Raw genomic sequence first — 19,686 nt, 5'->3', positions numbered from 1 at the left:
TACATCTGTAGGAGCGAGCTTGCTCGCGAAGGTCGTCAACGATGACGCGGGGGGTCTGGTTTCCCTCGGTGTCCTTGAGTTTTTCGCGAACAAGCTCGCTCCTACAGGTGGAGGTGTCAGGGGGCCAGGGAGGCTTGGGGGGCTACGACGTCGCCGGCGATGACGACGGCTTGGTCATCAAGGTAGACGTCGCAATTGCGCAGCGGGATGTCCATGTGGCACGGAGTTTTGCGGGTGCCGCCGACTTCGGTGTTCGGGCCGGTGGAGAACAGGAAGTTGCCGTAGAACGCCCGGGCGTCCATGCACATGCCGTCGTTCTTGTCGTGCAGGCCCATGGCGGTCCATTGCGCCCGTGGTTGCAGGCCCCAGCCGATGTGGGAGATGCCGTAAACCTCAGGGTCGTTGAAGTATTTCATGTAGTCGCGCAGGTATTCGGCTTCGAAACCGCCATGGATTTTGGTGATGAAGCCCTTCTCGATCTCCAGGGTGATTTTCTCGCGGGTGTAGGTCTTGAACGGCAGCAGGATGTCGCCGATATCCAGCACCAGCACGCCTTCAGCGGTTTCTTCATTGGGCCAGGAGAACAGGAAGCCGCTGGGCCAGTGATCCCAGCGCCCGGGCTCGTCAGCAAAGCCGTATTCGGTGACGGACGGGTATTGCCCCAACGCTGCACTAAAATCACTGCCGGCGCGGGATTTGACGTGGATCGAGCGGGCCTTTTTCAGCAGCTCTTCAGCAGCCAGCACCCGCACCTTGTCTTCTTCGGTAGGCAGCATGCGCGCCAGTACTTCCGGGGGTTCTACCGCCAGCAGGATGCGTGTGCCGGTCTTGAGGATCTGTTCCTGCTCCGGCGAGTGCAACAGCATCATGGTGTCGACGATCAGGTCCGCCGCCTCCAGCGCCCGCTGGGCTGCGATGTTGCCGGTCAGCGCGGTGTCGCCGCAGTAGGCGGTCATGTCATTGCCCATCGCCCGGGGGTGGTTGAACGACGGTAATTCCACCGCATACACCTTGGCCCCCAGGCGCTGCGCCGCATCCATCGCCGCGCGCACGGTGCGCGGGTCGGAGTAATGGCTCTTGAGCACGGCAACGCTCTGGGTCGGGTCGACCTTAGAGAGCTTCAACACGTGCTCAAACATCTGGGTCAGTTCGCAATCACTTACCGGCATTTCCTGTCTCCTCAGCTGCTGCACCAAGATCTTGCAGTGCGCTTCACTCTAGTGCGTTTTTATAGCGTATACGCCAATTAATCACGATAAGAACTGATTTTAGGATGGACTGCAAGCGCCACGCCAAAACGTTACTAATCCACACAAACCCAATGTTATAGGGCGACAATCGGTTACAGGGGATCGATCCGGCCAAAAAAACAATTTTTCAGGCGCGGGCTTTTCATTTGAAAAAATGAGCGTATACACTTTAAAAGCCTTGCGGACTGACGCCGCCGGCCATCATTCGAAAAGAGGACCACGCCCCATGGGAAGCACACAAAAAATCGCAATCGTCGGCGCCGGCCTTGGCGGTGCCGCCGCTGCCACCCTGCTGCAACAGGCAGGGTTCGACGTGGACATCTACGAGCAGGCGCCGGAGTTTTCCCGTCTCGGTGCCGGGATCCACATGGGCCCCAACATCATGAAAATCTTCCGGCGCATGGGCATTGAAAAGCAGCTGGACCTGATGGGCTCTCACCCCGAGCACTGGTTCAGCCGCGATGGTGAAACCGGCGACTACCTGTCCCGCATCCCCCTGACCGGCTACGGCGCGTCCTACATCACCGTGCACCGCGGCGACCTGCACGCGCTGCAGATGTCTACCCTCAAGCCCGGCACCCTGCACTTCAACAAACGCCTGGAAACCCTCGAGGAAACCGACACCCAGGTGCGCCTGACCTTCGCCGACGGTGAAGTGACCTACGCCGACATCGTGATCGGTGCCGACGGCATCAACTCGCGCATTCGTGAAGAGCTGCTGGGCGCGGAAAAGCCGCTGTACAGCGGCTGGGTCGCCCACCGCGCGCTGATCCGGGGCGATCAACTGGCCAAGTACGACCTGAAGTTTGAAGACTGCATCAAGTGGTGGACCGAGGACCGGCACATGATGGTCTACTACACCACCGGCAAGCGCGACGAGTACTACTACGTCACCGGCGTGCCGCACCCGGAATGGGACTTCCAGGGCGCCTTCGTCGACAGCAGTCGCGAAGAGATGTTCGACGCCTTCAAGGGCTACCACCCCACCGTCCAGGCCCTGATCGAATCCACTGAAAGCGTGACCAAATGGCCGTTGCGTAACCGCAACCCGCTGCCGCTGTGGAGCCGCGGCCGCCTGGTATTGCTGGGCGATGCCTGCCACCCGATGAAGCCGCACATGGCCCAGGGCGCCGGCATGGCCATCGAAGACGCGGCGATGCTCACCCGTTGCCTGCAGGAAACCGGCATCGGCGACTACCGCACCGCTTTCGAACTGTATGAAGCCAACCGCAAGGAGCGCGCGTCCCGGGTACAGGCCGTGTCCAACGCCAACACCTGGCTGCGCACCCAGGAAGATCCGGACTGGGTCTACGGCTATGACCTCTATGCCCAGCAGCTGAAGTCGGGGGTGGCCGCGTGAGCAGCTTTCTCTACGGTGGCAACGTCCAGGCCAACGGTATTCGCCAGCATTACTTGCGTTATGGCGGCAAAGGCCCGGCGCTGATCCTGATTCCCGGCATCACCAGCCCGGCGATTACCTGGGGTTTTGTTGCGGAACGCCTGGGCCTGCATTTCGATACTTATGTGCTGGATGTGCGCGGGCGTGGCCTGTCGTCCACCGGCCCGGAACTGGACTACAGCGCCGACACCTGCGCCGATGATATCGGCGCCTTTGCCGACGCCCTCAAGCTCAAGAGCTATCACCTGGTGGGCCACTCCATGGGCGCGCGGTTTGCGGTGCGCAGTGCGGTGCGCCATCCACAGGGCGTCAACCGTTTGGTGCTGATCGACCCGCCGATGTCCGGCCCGGGTCGCCGGGAATACCCGAGCAAGCTGCCGTGGTACGTCGATTCGATTCGTCAGTCCCTGGTCGGCATGGATGCGGAGGCGATGCGCGCCTTCTGCGCCACCTGGACCGACGAACAACTGCAACTGCGCGCCGAATGGCTGCACACCTGCTACGAGCCAGCCATCGTTCGCGCCTTCAACGACTTCCACACCGTCGACTTCCATCAGGACCTGCCGCACCTGGAGGCCCCTGCCCTGTTAATTGTTGCCGGACGCGGCGGTGTAATTCAGGCCGAAGATGTCGCGCAAGTCCGACAGTTACAGCCAACCCTGCAGGTCGCCCATGTGCCAAATGCAGGACACATGATCCCCTGGGACGACCTTGAAGGCTTTTTCGCTGCCTTCGGCGACTTCCTCGGCCAGCCCCTGACTGCATAACGGAGACCATCATGCTCAAGCCTTACCGTATCGGCCAGATCGTGCCGAGTTCCAACACCACCATGGAGACCGAGATCCCGGCGATGCTCAACGCGCGCCAGGCGATCCGCCCGGAACGTTTCACCTTTCACTCCAGCCGCATGCGCATGAAGCAAGTGCGCAAGGAAGAACTGGCGGCGATGGACGGCGAGTCCGACCGTTGCGCCATCGAACTGTCCGACGCCAAGGTCGACGTGCTGGGCTACGCCTGCCTGGTGGCGATCATGGCCATGGGGTTGGGTTACCACCGTAACTCCGAGCAACGCCTGCGCAAGGCCACCGCCGACAACGACGCCAACGCCCCGGTGATCACCAGTGCCGGCGCCTTGATCGAAGGCCTGAAAGTCATGGGTGCCAAGCGCATCGCCATCGTCGCGCCGTACATGAAACCGCTGACCGAACTGGTGGTGAACTACATTCGCGAAGAAGGCTTTGAAGTAGTGGACTGGCGCGCCCTGGAGATCCCCGACAACCTCGAAGTGGCCCGCCACGACCCGGCCAACCTGCCGGCCATCGTTGCCGGGATGAACCTGGAAGGCGTCGACGTGATCGTGCTGTCGGCCTGCGTGCAAATGCAGTCGTTGCCGGTGGTGGCCAAGGTCGAAGCGCAAACCGGCCTGCCGGTACTCACCGCCGCCATCGCCACCACCTACGCCATGCTCAAGGCCCTGGACCTGGAACCCATCGTCCCCGGCGCCGGCGCCCTGCTCTCCGGCGCCTACTAACCCTGAGTTGACAACACCTTTGTGGCAAAGGGGCTTGTTGTGGCGAGGGGGCTTGTCCCCCGTTGGGCTGCGCAGCGGCCCCAAAAAAGCCGGGAGCGCTTCGCACTCCAACGGGGGACAAGCCCCCTCGCCACAGCAAGCTCCCTCGCCACAAGGTATGTGCACTGTCCATTACCGAGGACTGAAAGATGACCGAACAATCCGCCGACGCCAACTACCAGGGCGTCTGGGGCAACCGAATCGGCTTCGGCAAAAAATCCGCCCTGCTGATGATCGACTTCATGCAAGGCTATACCACCGAAGGCGCGCCGCTGTTTGCCCCCGAAGTGCGCATCGCCGTGGCCGAAAGTGTCGAACTGCTGGCCTGCGCCAGGCGTCACGGGATTAGCGTGGTGCACACCAATATCCGTTACCATCCCGGCCATTTCGCCGACGGCGGTATTTGGGTAAAAAAGGCCCCGGTGATGAAAGACATGGTCGAAGGCAACCCCATGGCAGCCTTCTGCCCCGAAGTCCTGCCCCTGGCCAATGAAGTGGTGATCACCAAACAATACGCCAGCGCGTTTTTCGGCAGCAGCCTGGCCCCGATGCTGCACGCCCAGGGCATCGACACCGTGGTGCTCGCCGGCTGCTCCACCAGCGGCTGCATCCGCGCCACCGCAGTCGATGCAGTGCAACATGGCTTTCGTACCATCGTCGTGCGCGAATGCGTCGGCGACCGTCACCCGGCGCCCCATGAAGCCAACTTGTTTGATATCGACAGCAAGTACGGCGACGTGGTCAGCAAGCAGGAGGCGATGAACAAGTTCAAGGAGCAATAATGTTTCATTAAGAACCGCGCCACAGAGCGCGGTCTTGCACTCTTCTGACACTGCCTTTGGACGTCGCTTTCTCAGCACTCCGAAGTGCTGAAAAAAAAGCGGCTGTATAAAAACCATAAGTCACCGCCAGGAGACACCCCAATGCCCATTGCGAATGCAGCGCCCGCGACTACGGTCGCCGATCCGGTCAACACGCTCTACCACAAGATCACCTGGAAGCTGATTCCGTTCCTGTGTTTCTGCTACCTCGCAGCCTACCTGGATCGCATCAATATCGGCTTTGCCAAACTGCAGATGCTCGACCAGTTGCACTTCAGCGAAACCGCGTTCGGCCTCGGCGCCGGGCTGTTTTTTGTCGGCTATATCCTCTTCGAAGTCCCGAGCAACCTGATCCTGGAAAAGGTCGGTGCGAAGATCTGGATCGCCCGCATCATGATCACCTGGGGCCTGCTCTCGGCCTGCACCATGCTGGTCACTTCCACCACCCAGTTCTACATCCTGCGATTCCTGCTGGGCGCCGCCGAAGCCGGGTTCCTGCCGGGCGTCCTGTATTACCTGACCACCTGGTTTCCCACCCATCGCCGAGGGCGAATCATCGCCCTGTTCATGATCGGCCTGCCGCTGTCCAGCGTGATCGGCGGCCCATTGTCCGGCTGGATCATGAGCCATTTCGACAACACGGGCGGCCTGCGTGGCTGGCAGTGGCTGTTCCTGATCGAGGCGGTACCCAGCGTGCTGCTCGGTATCTGGACCTTCTGGGCACTGCCCAACTCCTACCAGCAAGCCAAATGGCTCTCGCCGCAAGAAAAGACCCTGCTGGAAAGCGAGTTGCGCAAGGACGACGCCGACGGTGCCGACAGCAAGCACAGCTTCCGCGACGGTTTCTTCAACCTCAAGGTATGGATGCTCGGCGGAATCGACTTCTCGATCCTGCTCAGCGCCTACGCCATGGGCTTCTGGATGCCGACGTTCATCCGCAACGCGGGCATCACCGACACCTTCCACATCGGCATCCTCACCGCGTTGCCCAGCGTGGCCGCACTATTGGGCATGCTGCTGATCGGCGCCAGCTCCGACAAACACCGCGAACGCCGCTGGCACATCATCGTGCCGTTTTTCATCGGCGCGGCAGCGATGGCCGCCAGCACCTTCTTCACCCATAACGTGGTCGCCACCGTGGCCCTGTTTGCGATTGCCTCGGCGGCAATCATTGGTGCGGTGCCGGTGTTTTTCAGCCTGCCGGCGACCTTTCTCAAAGGCACCGCAGCCGCCACCGGGTTCGCCCTGGCCTGCTCGCTGGCGAACATTGCAGGCCTGGTGAGCAACTCGTTGATGGGGGTGGCGATCGACGTCACCGGCAGCAGTGCAGGCGCCTTGTGGTTTTTCGCCGGCTGCCTGATTCTCAGCAGCTTCCTGGTCATCGCCTTGCCGGCGAAACTGGTGAACCGTTAATAACAACAATTCCTGGGGTGAGTCTCCATGCAAGGTTTCATCAAGCGCTGTGCCCTGCTTGTCGCCGTCGGCCTGTGTGCCGGTACGGCACAGGCCGCAGAAAAGGTCATCTTCGACACCGACTTCAACGTGCTCAACGATGACGGCCAGGCCTTTATCATGCTTGCCCAGCTACATGGGCAAAAACGCATCGACCTGCTGGGCATGACCCTGGTCAGCGGCAATGCCTGGGTCGACCAGGAACAGGTGGATGCCCTCAAGGCCGTAGAGCGCATGGGCGTGGAAAAGGAGGTCGGCGTCTATTCCGGCGCCGCCTACCCGCTGCTGCATGACTACGCCACCTATGAGGCGGAAAAATCCCTGTTCGGCTACGGCTGGCCAGGCGCATTCAAGAACCCGCGGCCAACCAGCGCATCACAGCGGGTAGCACCGCCGGACGGGCTGGCGACCCATACCACGCTGCGCAAGGAAACCGCCGTGCAGTTCATCGTCGACAGCGTGCGGGCCAATCCCCACGAGGTGACGATTCTGGCGGTCGGCCCACTGACCAACATTGCCCTGGCGATTCGTTCGGCGCCGGACATCGTGCCGTTGATCAAGCGCATCGTGTACATGGGCGGTGCCCTTGAGATTCCGGGCAACACCACGCCGGCGGCGGAGTTCAACTGGTGGTTCGACCCGGAGGCCGCGAAGATCGTGTTGCGCTCGCCGATCGAACACGTGATTTTTCCCAACGATGTCTGTGAGAAAGTCACCTTCGACAAGACGGTGTACGAGCGGGTGATTGCCCACAAAGGCGCGATTGCCGACCTGTACAAACACGAGTTCGGCCCACTGTTCGACAAAGACCCCACCTACCACAGCTTCACCTGGGACAGCCTGCCGGCGCTGTTTCTCGTGAGCCCCGAGATCGTCACCGAATCCCGTGAACTGTGGGTGGACGTAGACACCACCTTCGGCGCCGATTACGGCCGGGCACTGGGCTACAAGAAAGGTGCTCCGGTGGGCACGCAGAAGGCCAAGGTGGTGTTTGCCGTGGACCAGAAGAAGTTCTGGGATGGCTACGTCAACCTCGTCACCTTGCCGACGCCAGTGAAAGCTCCCCGCTAAGCGCTTAAGCCGCGCAACAAAGTCATCGAGGCTTGTTGCGCGCCGCCTCGCAACACCCGTTCAAGCTTCATTCCCGTTTTATTGGAATCACCCCTTCGGATTTCACCACATAGGTGACACCACAGACCGCTATCAGCGGCCTGTGCCAAGTCTGAAAACCTATTCGGGAACTCATTGATGACACTCTCCAACGCCAGCCTGACCACCGGGCGCACCCCGAACTCTTACCCTGCGCCCCTCGAGAGCTTGGCGCCAGTCCTCAACCCAACCACCCCGCCGCTAACCAGCGACAATACCCGTGCAGCGGGCGACAGGGCCTTGGCGCAAAATCTGTGCAGTGCCTTCGCAAATGGATTCAAGGGGCAAACGAATATCGTGGTCCCGCCTCACTCGACCCTGGGCGAGTGGCAGGCCCAGTTGAACAATGCATTGAAGAACCCGGAATTTCAGCAATGGGCAAAAGCCCAGGGCATTCGACCCTGGGGGATCGTCCTTTACCCGGATACCAACCAGCTGATGGCCACCGTCAACAATCAGACAAAGGTCTTCAACCTGAACGATCAATCCGGATGGCGAGAGGTTGCAGGCCCGGTGCTGGCAGCAGCGAAGATCTTTGCCGGCGGTATTAACGGACCTGTCGCACTGCACCACATCGACGCAACCGCCGTTCCGCATTGGCTGGTGGCACACTTCTACGGGCAGGACCTTGACCCGACAAGCCTCGCGCAGTTGGCCAGCACTTATAGTTTTGCCCCGCCGACCGAACGCCTGGCCGCCTCACGCAGTGAGCAGGCCCTGCAAAATCAGCGTGAGGTACTGGGTGACATCAATGACCGTAATACCCTGAAGCGCAAACTGCATAACCACCTCGTAGGTATGCGCCTGGCCGGCTTCGAAGTTGACCCCAACTCCTCCCATCAACCCAAGGGTTTTACCAGAGCCGAAGACTTTATCACCGGCAAAGGCTGGACGCTGCCGACCACCGACGAGGGATTCGGTAACCTGCTGGACGTATTGCGCACGCCTGTTCCGCAAAGCCCGCCCCTGGCCAACTTTTGGGGATTTCTGTCCACACCGGCGTCATTGAGCACTGCTCAGCGCAGGCAACTGAGCGCTGCAGCACAAGCAGAAATAGCCCCCGGCCAAACACTGTTTTCCACCTTGATGGGACCCACCCACACTGCGACGCCCGCGTCCCCTCGGGAGCAACTCGAACAGATGCTCACGCACCCCAAGGCCTTGGCGCTTGGGCAAACGCTGGAGGCCGAGCTGGGCATCTTGCCCACCCCCACAAGCCGTCGCGAATTGGTGCTATCGGCCCTGGTACTGAGCCTGGACGCCAATGCCGGAGCCACCCGTAACAAAATTGCGCACTATCAACTTGATCAGCCAGGCAACTGGGGAAAGAAACCGGCGGACATTGTCCAGTCTGTCGGCGACCACCTGATGACCCAGAGTCGCGTGCAACCCGCGCACAAGGATGTTGCCGCCTACCTGATGTTGTCTCACGCCGCGCCAGCACTGCTGGCCCAGGGGTTGCCCGACGACCTGCGTTATGGCACCCATCAATGGGCCTCGCTGAGCAGCGCCATATCGAAAATAGAGCACCTGGCACCCGGCGCAAGCGCCACCATGAGTTACCCGCAAATCACCGATTTCGCAGAACTGGAGCCGATTACCGATGATGAAGAATGGCTCAACCTGTACACCCTGCGCGAATCAATGATCGATTGGGCGATTACCAACGGCGCCCTGCCGAAAAAAGATGACGGCAATTACTCGTCGAGCGACATCGCCACCGCTAAATCGGCCTACAAAAAAGAGATTTCGGACTTGGGGTTTGCCGGCCAACATTTGCTCAAGCCCATACCCACCCGCAGGCAAATGGCGCTTGATGAACTGAAGCGCGTTTATGGAGAGTCGATCAATTTTGAAAGACCCGTATTGCAAAGCATCGACGGCGACCAGAATGCCTTTTACAGCCTGCTGGACGCACACATGTCGGGCGAACTGGTCAAGGGGCGTTGGCGTTCCATCAACAGCCAGGTCTCCATGCACGACCTTGAGCAAAAATTCTCACGGCTCAACAATATTCCAAGGGTGTTCAAGTCCGGTGCCGACTTTCATCACTACAATCTTCAGAGGTCCGAGGCCTATTTGGTCCGGCACCTGCTATCGCAGTTGCCTGAAACAGATCAGCAACATCTCAACCTCGGTACGCAGAAGTTCTACTCGCTGAGGAAGGCTATTTCCGGCGCGTCACACCTGGTCAGCCAGGAGGCGATCGAAAATGGCAAAGGTCGTCATGGCATCATTATTCGCTCAGAGCTCGGCTCGGACGTGCGCTACTACGAGGTGTTCCCCGGGCTGAAAAAAATCGTCGTACGCACCGATCTGCCGGCGGACCTGCCGGCGGGCAGAAATGTGGTGCCCTATAGTAATTATGAAACCGACAAACGCCAGGCTTTCGACTGGGACGCCTATAGCAGCGGTACAGAACCGGTACGCAATACACGTTCGGAACTGATTATTGAAGAGCTCATACCCGAGACTCCCTGGGTACCACAGCACCGCGATAAGACGCCCGGCCTGTCTTACTCCAACAGCAAGACCGTCTATCTGGCCTCTGTCGCCGCAAAAGAACATCTTGTCGTGCCCAAAAAGATGTTCATGAGCATGGCCGCAGGCGAAAGCGCCGTCGAGCTGCAGCAGCGTTACGCCGAGGCCGGTGCCGCCGCAGCACTCAGCCTTCTGCCTTTTGGCACCACCCTGAAATATGCAATTGAGGGCAACGCGGCAGAAGCGATCGGCAGCTTTTTGATCGATGCCACCATGATGCTGATACCGGGCCCCAAAGGCTTGGGCACGGCACTGCGCCATAGCGCCAAATCGCTGAACACCCTGAGAGTCATGCTGACCAAAGCCACATCAAACGCCGATGACTTGATGGGACTGGTGGCGGCAACCCACAAAAACGCCAAGTCGTTTTACTCGACCATTCCCTCCTTCGGGCACAAATTTGCTGCGTCCAACAACTTGCTCAAGGAAGCCAGCATCGCCAAAGGGATCATCAGTTCGATAGCCAACGGCGCGGAAAGAACTGAGTTGCTGGCGAAATACGAGGGCGATAAATGGTATGCGGTCAACCCCAATACCGGCAGCGCCTACGGTGCGCCGCTGGTGGGCTTTCGCAGCGACGCTTCGGTACCTCTACTGCAGGAAACCTTGGCCGACGGCACAACGGTGCAGTTTTCAGAAAAGACCCTTTCCAAAGATGCACACATCATTAATAGGTCAAAAGGCTACGATCTTGTTGATGGCGAGAAGGTTTACCGCTACGACCCTGCCCGTCCAGATCGATTAACCGATCTGCAATCTGCCGAGCACTATAAGGAACTGGATAACTTCGAAGCGTACTGCCCCGCTCCAGCCGTTGGAGGACGAGTGAGGCGTGGGCTCAATGATCTTTGCTTTCCAAAAATCATTGAACCGAAACTCTCCAAATCTGCGCAGGTATCCCAAGCATTGGAGCACCAACGCTTATTCCCTGCTCCGATCAGATACAACGGCACCCGAACCGTGGTCTACGAGGGCCGCCTTTTTAATGTTGTGAACGACAAACTGGTCCCGCATCCGTTCAACACCCCAATACAGTATAAGCCGTTCATATCGGGAACTATTGTCAATGATAAATTTTTCGGGTTCGCTGAAAAGAACTTCTCCAATGAGCTAAACGCTGAAAGCCGAGTCATCAAATTTGACGCGATCTCTGACATTAGTAACGACAAGCGAGAGTTAAGAGGACTGATCGTACCTTCCGGAAGTAAAAAATACCTCGTCGTAGAAGTTGATCCCGGACGTTTCTATTATCGTGATCTTGATCGTGACACGGACCTGTTTACCCACATAGAGTTTGGAAAAAGCCCCAGCGACCACTTAATTTACGACTACGAAAACATCAAAGAAAAATTCCAATTAAGCCGTCCAGCCTTACCCGGCAACTTTATAAACTTGCCACCCATCGACTCCATTTACGTAAGCCTGAAACGGAAGGGACACTCTCTCGAAACGTTGAATAAACTGAAGGCCGGAGTTGCGACACTGACGCCTGAGAAGCAACGTGAATTTGTATTCAACATCTGGAACAAGGGAACTACTCGCGACATTGATATCGCAATGGAGCCAGTGCGGCTTCCCACCTTAAACAAACCGGCAAACTTCAATGCACTGGTCCCATCGGAGAAAAATAATTTTTTTGCTCGCGAAGCCAAAAACGAAGTGGATAAACAAATTTCTACAACCGGCGTAGGCCCCGCCAACTTACGTATAGCGGGTAATAGTTTGGATGTGCAAAGGATCAATACTTCCAAACCTCTCACGGCATGGTTATATGAGAAGTTTGACGCTTCAAATGATGCCTATTTTAATACCATCCTCAAAACGGGCGCAGGTAACTGCGACCATATGGCCCATACTGCGGCAAGAATCATTCAAATGAACGGGGGTAAAGCACGGGTAATGGGAATGCCTGACAAACATGCGTTTACCGTTGTAGGGGATATTAGCCCCACTGTGAAAACGGTTGATTTCTCGGAACCTGTTTGGAAGGACATCTGGATTTCTGACCCATGGGCAGAAATAGAATGCCCAGCACCCGAATACATGAAGAAATTCAAAGAAAAAATGCTCGAGTGGAAAGCAAAAGGCCAAGCTATCCGTAGCAACGACGGTGATTGGATCAATGCAGATGACCCAGACTGGCTAAAGGGTACCGTCGACGCGGAGAAAAAATTTGATTGAGAGAATCACGTCAGCCATGACGTGCTGAATATCTGAGCGGTGCCTGCATATGCCCAGCCGTGATTAAATCGCCTTTTTTCTGCCTACAGGAACATGTTGCTCATGAGCCCATCCGCCATCCAAGTTCTGATCATCGGCTACGTCTGGCCAGAACCTCGCTCTTCGGCTGCGGGTGGGCACATGATGCAGATCCTCGAAAACTTCCTGGCCCAAGGCTGGGCGCTGACCTTCGCCAGCCCCGCCGCGGCCGGCGAGCACAAGGCCGACTTGCCCGCCCTGGGCATTCGCGAATGTGCGATTGAATTGAACAACAGCAGCTTCGATGACTTTATCCGGGAACTGGCCCCCGACATCGTGCTGTTCGACCGTTTCATGATGGAAGAACAGTTCGGCTGGCGCGTAGAAAAATGCTGCCCGAATGCCCTTCGCGTACTGGAAAGCTCGGACCTGCAGAGCCTGCGGGATGCCCGGCACCAGCGCCTCAAGGATTTCCTGAAGACGCAACCCGAGGCTGACGACTTCAGCCCTTTGTTCAGCCAGGACCTGGCCGCCGAATTCGCTTACATGGCCGACACTGACCTGGCCAAGCGCGAGATCGCCGCGATCTACCGCTGCGATATCAGCCTGATGATCTCCGATGTGGAAATCCAGTTGCTGACCGAGCACTTCAAGGTGCCCGCCGCCCTGCTCCACTGGTGCCCGCTGATGCTGACGCCGCCCACCGTAGCCTTCGCGCCGTTTGAAGACCGCGCGCACTTCCTGAGCATTGGCAACTTTCGCCATGCGCCGAACTGGGATGCGGTGTTGTGGATGAAGAACAGCGTGTGGCCGCTGATCCGCCAGCAACTGCCGGGTGCTCAACTGCACGTTTATGGCGCCTACACACCGCCCAAGGCCGCTGCCCTGCACAACCCGGCCCAAGGCTTCCATGTGATGAATTGGGCTGAGGATGCGTTGCAGGTGATGACTGCTGCGCGTATCTGCCTGGCGCCGTTGCGGTTTGGCGCCGGGATCAAGGGCAAGCTGGCCGATGCGATGCTCTGTGGCACACCGAGCGTCACCACGCCAGTAGGTGCCGAAGCCATGGGTGAACCCTGGCCCGGCGTGGTCGAGCACAGCGCCACTGCGCTGGCGGCGCAAGCGGTTGCGTTGTATCAAGACCAGGAGCGCTGGACCCAGGCCCAGGAAGACGGCCGGCAATTACTCGCCCGCCGTTACGCCCAGGACCTGCACGGCCCGGCACTGGTGGCGCGCCTGGAGCAGTGCCGCAATGAGCTGAGCGAGCATCGCCGCAACAACTTTACCGGCAGCATGTTGCGCCATCACCTGCACAAAAGTACCCAGTACATGGCGCAGTGGATCGAAGCAAAAAACCGCAGCCTGTAACACACACGCTGGCGGGGCGCGCCGCGAGCGGGCTGCACTTTATCTTGAAATACTCCGCCAAACTCCCGCGGGCATTCTTCGGAACGCCTGCAGAGCGCGAAGCGACATAGTTGGATAAGTCGGTCGTATCGTCCGGCCTGCACAGAACGTGTCGATTAATTCAAGGTGGTTCCATGAGCAGTGTTGAGTCCCGTTTCCTTGCCTCCAACGGATACATCCTCACCCAAGACAATGGCGATACCCTTCGGACCCGCCGATCAACCGACACTCCACCGCCAACCAGCCCGCCGCCGACGCTGACACAAATCCGTAGTGCACTGGTCGAACAAGGTGACAAGGAAATGGCCCTGGGGTATGCCGAGGCCCTGAGTGCGCGCTCGCTTGCCATCAGAACCACCCAGAGCCTCCCGCTCAAGGAAGCCGTGCGCGTCGCGCCTTACTCAACGTTTAGCCAGCCCTGGTCACGGCTGGACAGGGCGTTGAGTTCAGAGCCCTTTGCCAGTTTTGCCAAAGCAAAGAACATCGACCTTTCCACACTATTACTGTATCCCGACTCCCAAACCATCCGGCTCAGTGGCCAGGCCTCTGAGTTCAACGCCCACAATACGCCCGGCTGGAACACGCTGACCGGCGACGTTTTTGCCGCCCTGGCCGAGTTGTCCGTCGACAGGCAGCACGGCCCGATTCAATATTTCAGCAAAGACAGTGCGCCTGCCAATGTGGTTGCCGCGTTCTATGGTGAAACGGATAGATACCCTGCCGCAGCCTTGCTTGGTCGCGTTGGCCAGCTACTGAACCAGGGTGATTTCGACGCCCTGCAACCGCAGACTTCAAGCAATTCACACGTCGATGCTATTCGCCAGCGCCAGGAAAGTGCCAAGCAACACCTTGTCGGTTTATCGCCTGAGCAGTTCAGCGCACTCGCCCCCGTCAATGAAGCATTGATACCTTCAGCGCGGACAGAACTGGCCGATCAACAACTGGCCCGAATCTGCGCACGGGAGTTGCTCTACCTTCGCCCTGAAATCCGTCCCTATGGCCAAACGGCAACGAACGAGCTGACCGACCTACCGGAACGCTCGGGCTTCGGGCAAGCGCGCGAAGCGTTGAAAACCGCACTGTGCTCTGATGCGTTCGTGCAATTTGTCAGGAAGCACAGCATTTCGATGTCCAGTGTCAGTATTGATCCAGGCACAGGTGAGCTGAGCGGCCTGGTCAATGGCACACACAAAACGTTCAGCCTCCATGACCTTTCAGGATGGTCAGAAGTAGGTGAGGCGATCCAGCAGGCCGCCAAACGCATGGTGGGTGGTTCAACGGCGCGGGTACATCACCCTGCTCATAAGCCGGCCACGCTTGAACAAGTGCTGGGCTTCTACGCCCAGCCGACACTGGGCACTGACCTGCTGGACATACTCAAACAGAGCGCCGCCCTGCAAAACGGCTTCCCGCGACCCGCCTCGCAACCATCTCATAGCCCGCCCCTGGCCACGACAGTGGCCGTTGTTGACGAAGCTCGCGCCAAGGCCGACGCCGAGGTGGGGCAAACCCTGGCAAAAGCCACCGATCAACAGCCCGACGCATCGATGCAGGTGCCTCCCTTGTCGACGCTGGGGCAATGGTTAACCCAATTGCGCAGCGCACTGAGCAGCCCTGCTTTTCAGGACTTTATCCGAGACAACCGCTTTGTAGCCTCCAGCATCCAGTTTCATCCTGGCGACTCAAGCGTCAGCGGGTTGGTCGACGGGAAATGGGTGAAGATCCCCTTCAGCAATGGAAGTATCTCGAATGCCGCGATCCTGACCCTGGCAATCGCCGAAGCCGTCGTCATCGGCGGCGGACAGCCTACGCCGTTGTCTTACCCTGAGGTAATGAGCGGTACGCTGAAAACATCGATGGTAAAAGCGTTCTACGACGCCAGTTTCAAATCCATTCTCAAATCGGAGAAAGCCCGCGGTCCACAGGCGCTGGCCTCTCATCGTCGAGTCGTTGGCGATATCTATGATCGGGACAATCTTGGGAAGGAACTAAAACTGATTCGTGCTCGCCTGGACGCGAGCCGAATCACGCTAAACACACTCCCCCATGTATTGGCCAGCTCCCTTGTGAATATCCATCCCGGTTCAACCTACAGTCAACTGCACACTACCGAGCCTGGGGCCTCTGCCAGCGTCGAAAGCGTCCTGAAAACCTTGGGCAAGCGACTGCCGGAGAACCGGGAACAAGTCGACGCGCTTGTGACATTCCTGACCGGTGGTGCCGAGCTTTTTTCCGAAGAAACGCTCTTGGTAACCGGCTATTCCCGCGCACTGAGACGAGCGGCCGAAGGTTTATCAGAGGAAACAGCCACCGTTCCAAGTCACTCCTCGCTGGGCCGCTGGCTCGAAGCCTACCGTGGTTTGTTTAACCACGTAGCGGTCCAGGAATGGTTGGTCCGGCAAAACGTTGATCCAGGTACCGTCAAGGTTGTTCCCTCTACCGGTCAGGCGACAGCCATGGTGGACGGCTCCCCGAAAACCTTTGAGCTGACAGATGATTCAGGCTGGGCGTCTATCGCCGGCCCGATCCTGACGATAGGCAAAGTAATCGTGCCAGGCTCGGAACAGTCACTACAAATGCCCCGCTTGAGCCGTTTCATTGACGTGCCATTAGGTATCGTCGCCGGTTTTTACAATGAGCCTCCGAGCAGCACTGTCGCTCAAGCCCGGGAAAGGGCCGACTACCTGGTAGAAAGGGGTGCATTCGACTCCGTGCTGGCCTCCCCTGAGCATTCGATCCCTTCCCTTAAAAAACATGAAGTGCAAGCTGCTATCTATTACGACAGACTTGTCCGCGCCACGGCTGAAAAAGCCACCTTTGAAAACATCGCCGACACGACCGGCAAGGCACTGCCAAACCCACGTGCCGAAGCAAAGAAATTGGCCGAGGCAATCATACTGAAGCTCACGGGCAAAACCGTGGATGCAGATTCGATTTACCACAACCGTTTTGGCGCAGTCCGGAGGTCCGAAGAGTTTAATCACCCCCGTATTATCAGTTCTCTGCGCTTGCCGGATGCATTACTGAAAAACTTCAGTGAGGCCGACGGGGTGCCTGGCATGCTCGATGCGACATCGGGCCTGTACACGGATGCCGCAGGTTACGGTGAACACCACAAGTTTGCCCTCGCCCCTTCGAGCGTCATGAAGGAAAGCTGGAAAACCGATATGCAGAGTAACTTTACTGCCAAGCTCGGCGACTTCTGGGGCAAGCACCGTGACGACTATCGCACCGTCGTTAAGGGCGAGTTTATTGCCCAGGCCCGCCAGCAATTAAAGGCCTATGAGGCGAAAACCCCTGCGGAAAAATCAAAACTTGCGGATGAACATAAATTCACTGTCGATGACTACCGTCTGGTGATAACCGCAGCATCGAACATTTCGGTAGCGCAGGATGCCCCTGTCACCGTAGAGCAGTTGAAAGCTTCAACATCGACCCGTGGCCTTGTCCGTGCCCACGCCCTGGATATTAACGGCTATGGCTCCAGCGATATCGTGCGTTTTACGGCCCAGGATGACGGGCAGTACCTGTTCCTCAATGGTCGGCGTGACGGCAGACAGGTACTCTACGTGCCGGGTGGTGATCCGGCCTTCGTGCGCTTCGACTCTCTGGAAAAAATGGATCAGTGGATCGTCGACCAGGCCAAAGATCCGGACAAACGCAAGGCCCTGGCCTCTCACTTTTCGCTGTACGACCGGCAAGACGGCATCAGTTATTACGGTGTCGATAACTCCTTGGCAAAGTTGGGGACAGACGCCTGGGATCCGCTGGAAGGCATCACCATTGATCGCGGCAACATCATTATTCACGGCGATGTGTTCAAGCACATCACTGATGCAACCGAAAAACGCATGAGCAGTGACGCAGACACGGTGATCAAGTCAAACAGCGAGGTGATTCGCGACACATGGCTCAACGACATCTCTGTGGCTGCGGGACTCTTGGCAAAGTTTGCGCCGGCAGGCGCCATCGTCGCTGGGGTTGCTACAAGCGCCGCGATCGCTGAAACAGCTCTTGGCATAGAAAAATCGGTATCGGGCGACACCTTGGCTGAGCGCAAAGATGGCGCTGTAAAGGCCGTAGATGGCGCACTCAACAGCCTGTTTTCCGTGGGTGCAAGCAGCGTACCTGAAGACCCCTTTATCCAGCCAAGCACTCGCGCGCCATCAACCCTCCCGCTGCAAACTGAAACCTTCTTTGACGGCACCAAGGCGTTGGTCACCGAGCAATCATTGGCAGAAGATGCCTATGTCATCTCCCGCTCCGACGGCTTTGATGTGGTGGATGGCGAGAAAGTCTATCGCTATAACGCCAAACGGCCTGGCAAACTGACGGACGTGGAATCAGCCGGGCACGAGGCGGAGTTGGAGAACTTCGAAGCCGTTTGCCCAGTGCCACCCGCGCCGGGCGCGAGGGTAAGACGCGGCACCAACGATGAGTGCTTATCCAGGATCATCGTCAGCACCGGCAACGAGTTGCAGCTGGAGTTGCAGGCATTGGAGCATGAGCGTCTTTTTCCTTCCCCGCGCAAACTATTCAACAGCGACCGGTTCGTTGTCAGGGAAAGGCGCATACATAAAATGGTCGACACTGAAATGGGCACCAAGCTTGTACCTCTGCCCGTCAGCGAACCCATCGAATACAAAATGCATATCGATGGAAAAATAATCACCGATCCAGGTTTCGGCCTCCCCTTTGAGAAAACCAATCCGTTTCTTGAAAAAGAAACCCGTGTGGTGAAGCTCGGCAGCATAACCCACAGCGTCAACGATCAACGTGAGATGCGGGGCATAGTGGTGTCCAGCCCTATAGTGGATGACACAACGGAATATCTGGTGATTGAGGCTGATACTGCTGAATTCTATTACGTGAAGCTCACTACGCCACCCGCAACGGATGTGTCATTCCTCAAATGCAGCGCTACAAAATTTGAGTTGGAGCTGGCAAACAAATATCGATCAAAATTTTATATACGGCAGGGCGATTCAGGACATCCGAACGACGCCAACTTCATTGCGCTGCCGAAACTGAAGGACGCGTATAAGTCACTGGAAAAAAATGGCTACTCAAAAGCTCAAATCAATGACCTGAAAAACAAGACTGCCACGATGACCCCTGAGCAGCAGCGTGAGGCAGTGTTCCAGTTGCAAATGCGAGGCGCGCTCGGCAGAGCCAATGTTTCTATGATGCCTAACAAGATTTCTCCCCTTAAAAAGCCCGATAACTTTGCCCACCTGACCGTCGAGCAAAAAAACCGGTTTTATGCGTTGAAGGCAAAGGAGTCGGTGGACCGAGCGATGAAAGCTACAGGGTTGGGTCCCAGCAACCAGATACGCTCAGTCTCCGACATAAAACGCGCCGACGCCGCGAACGAGGCTCTTGTATGGTTGCGTATGACCGCGAAACCCCGCGCGTATGACCTTGGAGCCCAGGCCTTGAAAAGTGGCGCCGGGAACTGTGGGGAAATGAGCCTGCTCGCCCAGGACATCATCAACGAAAGTGGGGGTCGCGCTTATACCTGGTCAGCGGGCGACGCTCACGCGTTCACCGTGGTTGGCGGCCCGTCTATCTTGCCTGGCGGTACTGCCGACTTCTCGCAAGCCCAATGGGCCGATGCCTGGATCGTTGACCCCTGGGCCGAAATAGCCTGCCCCGCCGGGCAATACACCGCCGAACTGGAGGCCACCATGAAAAGATGGGACGCATTGGGGTTGAAGATCCGGGATACTGCAAACCCAAACATGAGCCCCCTCGATAACGACTGGACTAACACGCTGTTCAATTTGCCGAAAACCCCGGATAAACGTGCGTACAGCCAACCCGCCTTGAGCGCCTGACCCGCCGATACCCAGTCAAAAGACGGCGCGATGCCTGGCCAGTTATGGATGATCGCGCCCT

At 58.0% G+C, this 19,686-nt stretch carries 10 protein-coding genes; 9 read left to right on the top strand and 1 reads right to left on the bottom strand.

All coding sequences use genetic code 11. The features are described 5' to 3' along the window. Nucleotides 1-116: 116 nt before the first annotated feature. Entirely contained in the window at nt 117-1,169 is a 1,053-nt protein-coding gene (locus tag HBJ59_RS17335) for a 2,5-dihydroxypyridine 5,6-dioxygenase (RefSeq protein ID WP_167664218.1), read from the bottom strand. A gap of 307 nt (nt 1,170-1,476) precedes the next feature. Here HBJ59_RS17335 and HBJ59_RS17330 point away from each other — a divergent pair, with 307 nt between their 5' ends. The 9 genes from HBJ59_RS17330 to HBJ59_RS17290 all read left to right on the top strand — a co-directional run bounded on the left by HBJ59_RS17330 (nt 1,477) and on the right by HBJ59_RS17290 (nt 19,625). Next, nucleotides 1,477-2,610, top strand: a complete 1,134-nt coding sequence (locus HBJ59_RS17330; RefSeq protein WP_003215332.1) for an FAD-dependent monooxygenase — start codon at nt 1,477-1,479, stop codon at nt 2,608-2,610. Then, entirely contained in the window at nt 2,607-3,416 is an 810-nt protein-coding gene (locus HBJ59_RS17325) for an alpha/beta fold hydrolase (protein WP_167664217.1), read from the top strand. The genes HBJ59_RS17330 and HBJ59_RS17325 overlap by 4 nt, the downstream gene beginning before the upstream one ends. A gap of 11 nt (nt 3,417-3,427) precedes the next feature. Next, entirely contained in the window at nt 3,428-4,180 is a 753-nt protein-coding gene (locus tag HBJ59_RS17320; RefSeq protein WP_167664216.1) for an Asp/Glu racemase, read from the top strand. A gap of 188 nt (nt 4,181-4,368) precedes the next feature. After that, nucleotides 4,369-5,001 (top strand): N-carbamoylsarcosine amidohydrolase, encoded by a 633-nt coding sequence (locus HBJ59_RS17315; RefSeq protein ID WP_076013604.1) that lies wholly within the window; start codon nt 4,369-4,371, stop codon nt 4,999-5,001. 141 nt (nt 5,002-5,142) lie between these two features. Then, nucleotides 5,143-6,453, top strand: coding sequence for an MFS transporter (locus HBJ59_RS17310; RefSeq protein WP_076013605.1), 1,311 nt, complete (start codon nt 5,143-5,145; stop codon nt 6,451-6,453). Between the two features lie 27 nt (nt 6,454-6,480). Continuing rightward, on the top strand, nt 6,481-7,563 hold the full coding sequence (locus tag HBJ59_RS17305; protein ID WP_167664215.1) for a nucleoside hydrolase: 1,083 nt from the start codon (nt 6,481-6,483) through the stop codon (nt 7,561-7,563). A 177-nt stretch (nt 7,564-7,740) separates the two neighbouring features. Then, nucleotides 7,741-12,363 (top strand): hypothetical protein, encoded by a 4,623-nt coding sequence (locus HBJ59_RS17300; protein ID WP_167664214.1) that lies wholly within the window; start codon nt 7,741-7,743, stop codon nt 12,361-12,363. A 102-nt stretch (nt 12,364-12,465) separates the two neighbouring features. Next, entirely contained in the window at nt 12,466-13,749 is a 1,284-nt protein-coding gene (locus HBJ59_RS17295) for a glycosyltransferase (RefSeq protein ID WP_076013608.1), read from the top strand. 173 nt (nt 13,750-13,922) lie between these two features. After that, entirely contained in the window at nt 13,923-19,625 is a 5,703-nt protein-coding gene (locus HBJ59_RS17290) for a dermonecrotic toxin domain-containing protein (RefSeq protein WP_167664213.1), read from the top strand. The last annotated feature ends 61 nt before the right edge of the window (nt 19,626-19,686 follow it).

The sequence above is a fragment of the Pseudomonas sp. AN3A02 genome (assembly GCF_011765255.1).
Lineage (GTDB): Bacteria > Pseudomonadota > Gammaproteobacteria > Pseudomonadales > Pseudomonadaceae > Aquipseudomonas.
Note: the sequence above shows the minus strand (reverse complement) of the source record. Positions and strands in the feature narration are given on the sequence as shown.

Excerpts from the sequence above, each read along its gene's own strand:
- HBJ59_RS17305 (WP_167664215.1), top strand. The coding sequence starts at position 6,481 with ATGCAAGGTTTCATCAAGCGCTGTGCCCTGCTTGTCGCCGTCGGCCTG.
- HBJ59_RS17320 (WP_167664216.1), top strand. The coding sequence starts at position 3,428 with ATGCTCAAGCCTTACCGTATCGGCCAGATCGTGCCGAGTTCCAACACC.
- HBJ59_RS17330 (WP_003215332.1), top strand. The coding sequence starts at position 1,477 with ATGGGAAGCACACAAAAAATCGCAATCGTCGGCGCCGGCCTTGGCGGT.
- HBJ59_RS17290 (WP_167664213.1), top strand. The coding sequence starts at position 13,923 with ATGAGCAGTGTTGAGTCCCGTTTCCTTGCCTCCAACGGATACATCCTC.
- HBJ59_RS17315 (WP_076013604.1), top strand. The coding sequence starts at position 4,369 with ATGACCGAACAATCCGCCGACGCCAACTACCAGGGCGTCTGGGGCAAC.
- HBJ59_RS17310 (WP_076013605.1), top strand. The coding sequence starts at position 5,143 with ATGCCCATTGCGAATGCAGCGCCCGCGACTACGGTCGCCGATCCGGTC.
- HBJ59_RS17335 (WP_167664218.1), bottom strand. The coding sequence starts at position 1,169 with ATGCCGGTAAGTGATTGCGAACTGACCCAGATGTTTGAGCACGTGTTG.
- HBJ59_RS17295 (WP_076013608.1), top strand. The coding sequence starts at position 12,466 with ATGAGCCCATCCGCCATCCAAGTTCTGATCATCGGCTACGTCTGGCCA.
- HBJ59_RS17300 (WP_167664214.1), top strand. The coding sequence starts at position 7,741 with ATGACACTCTCCAACGCCAGCCTGACCACCGGGCGCACCCCGAACTCT.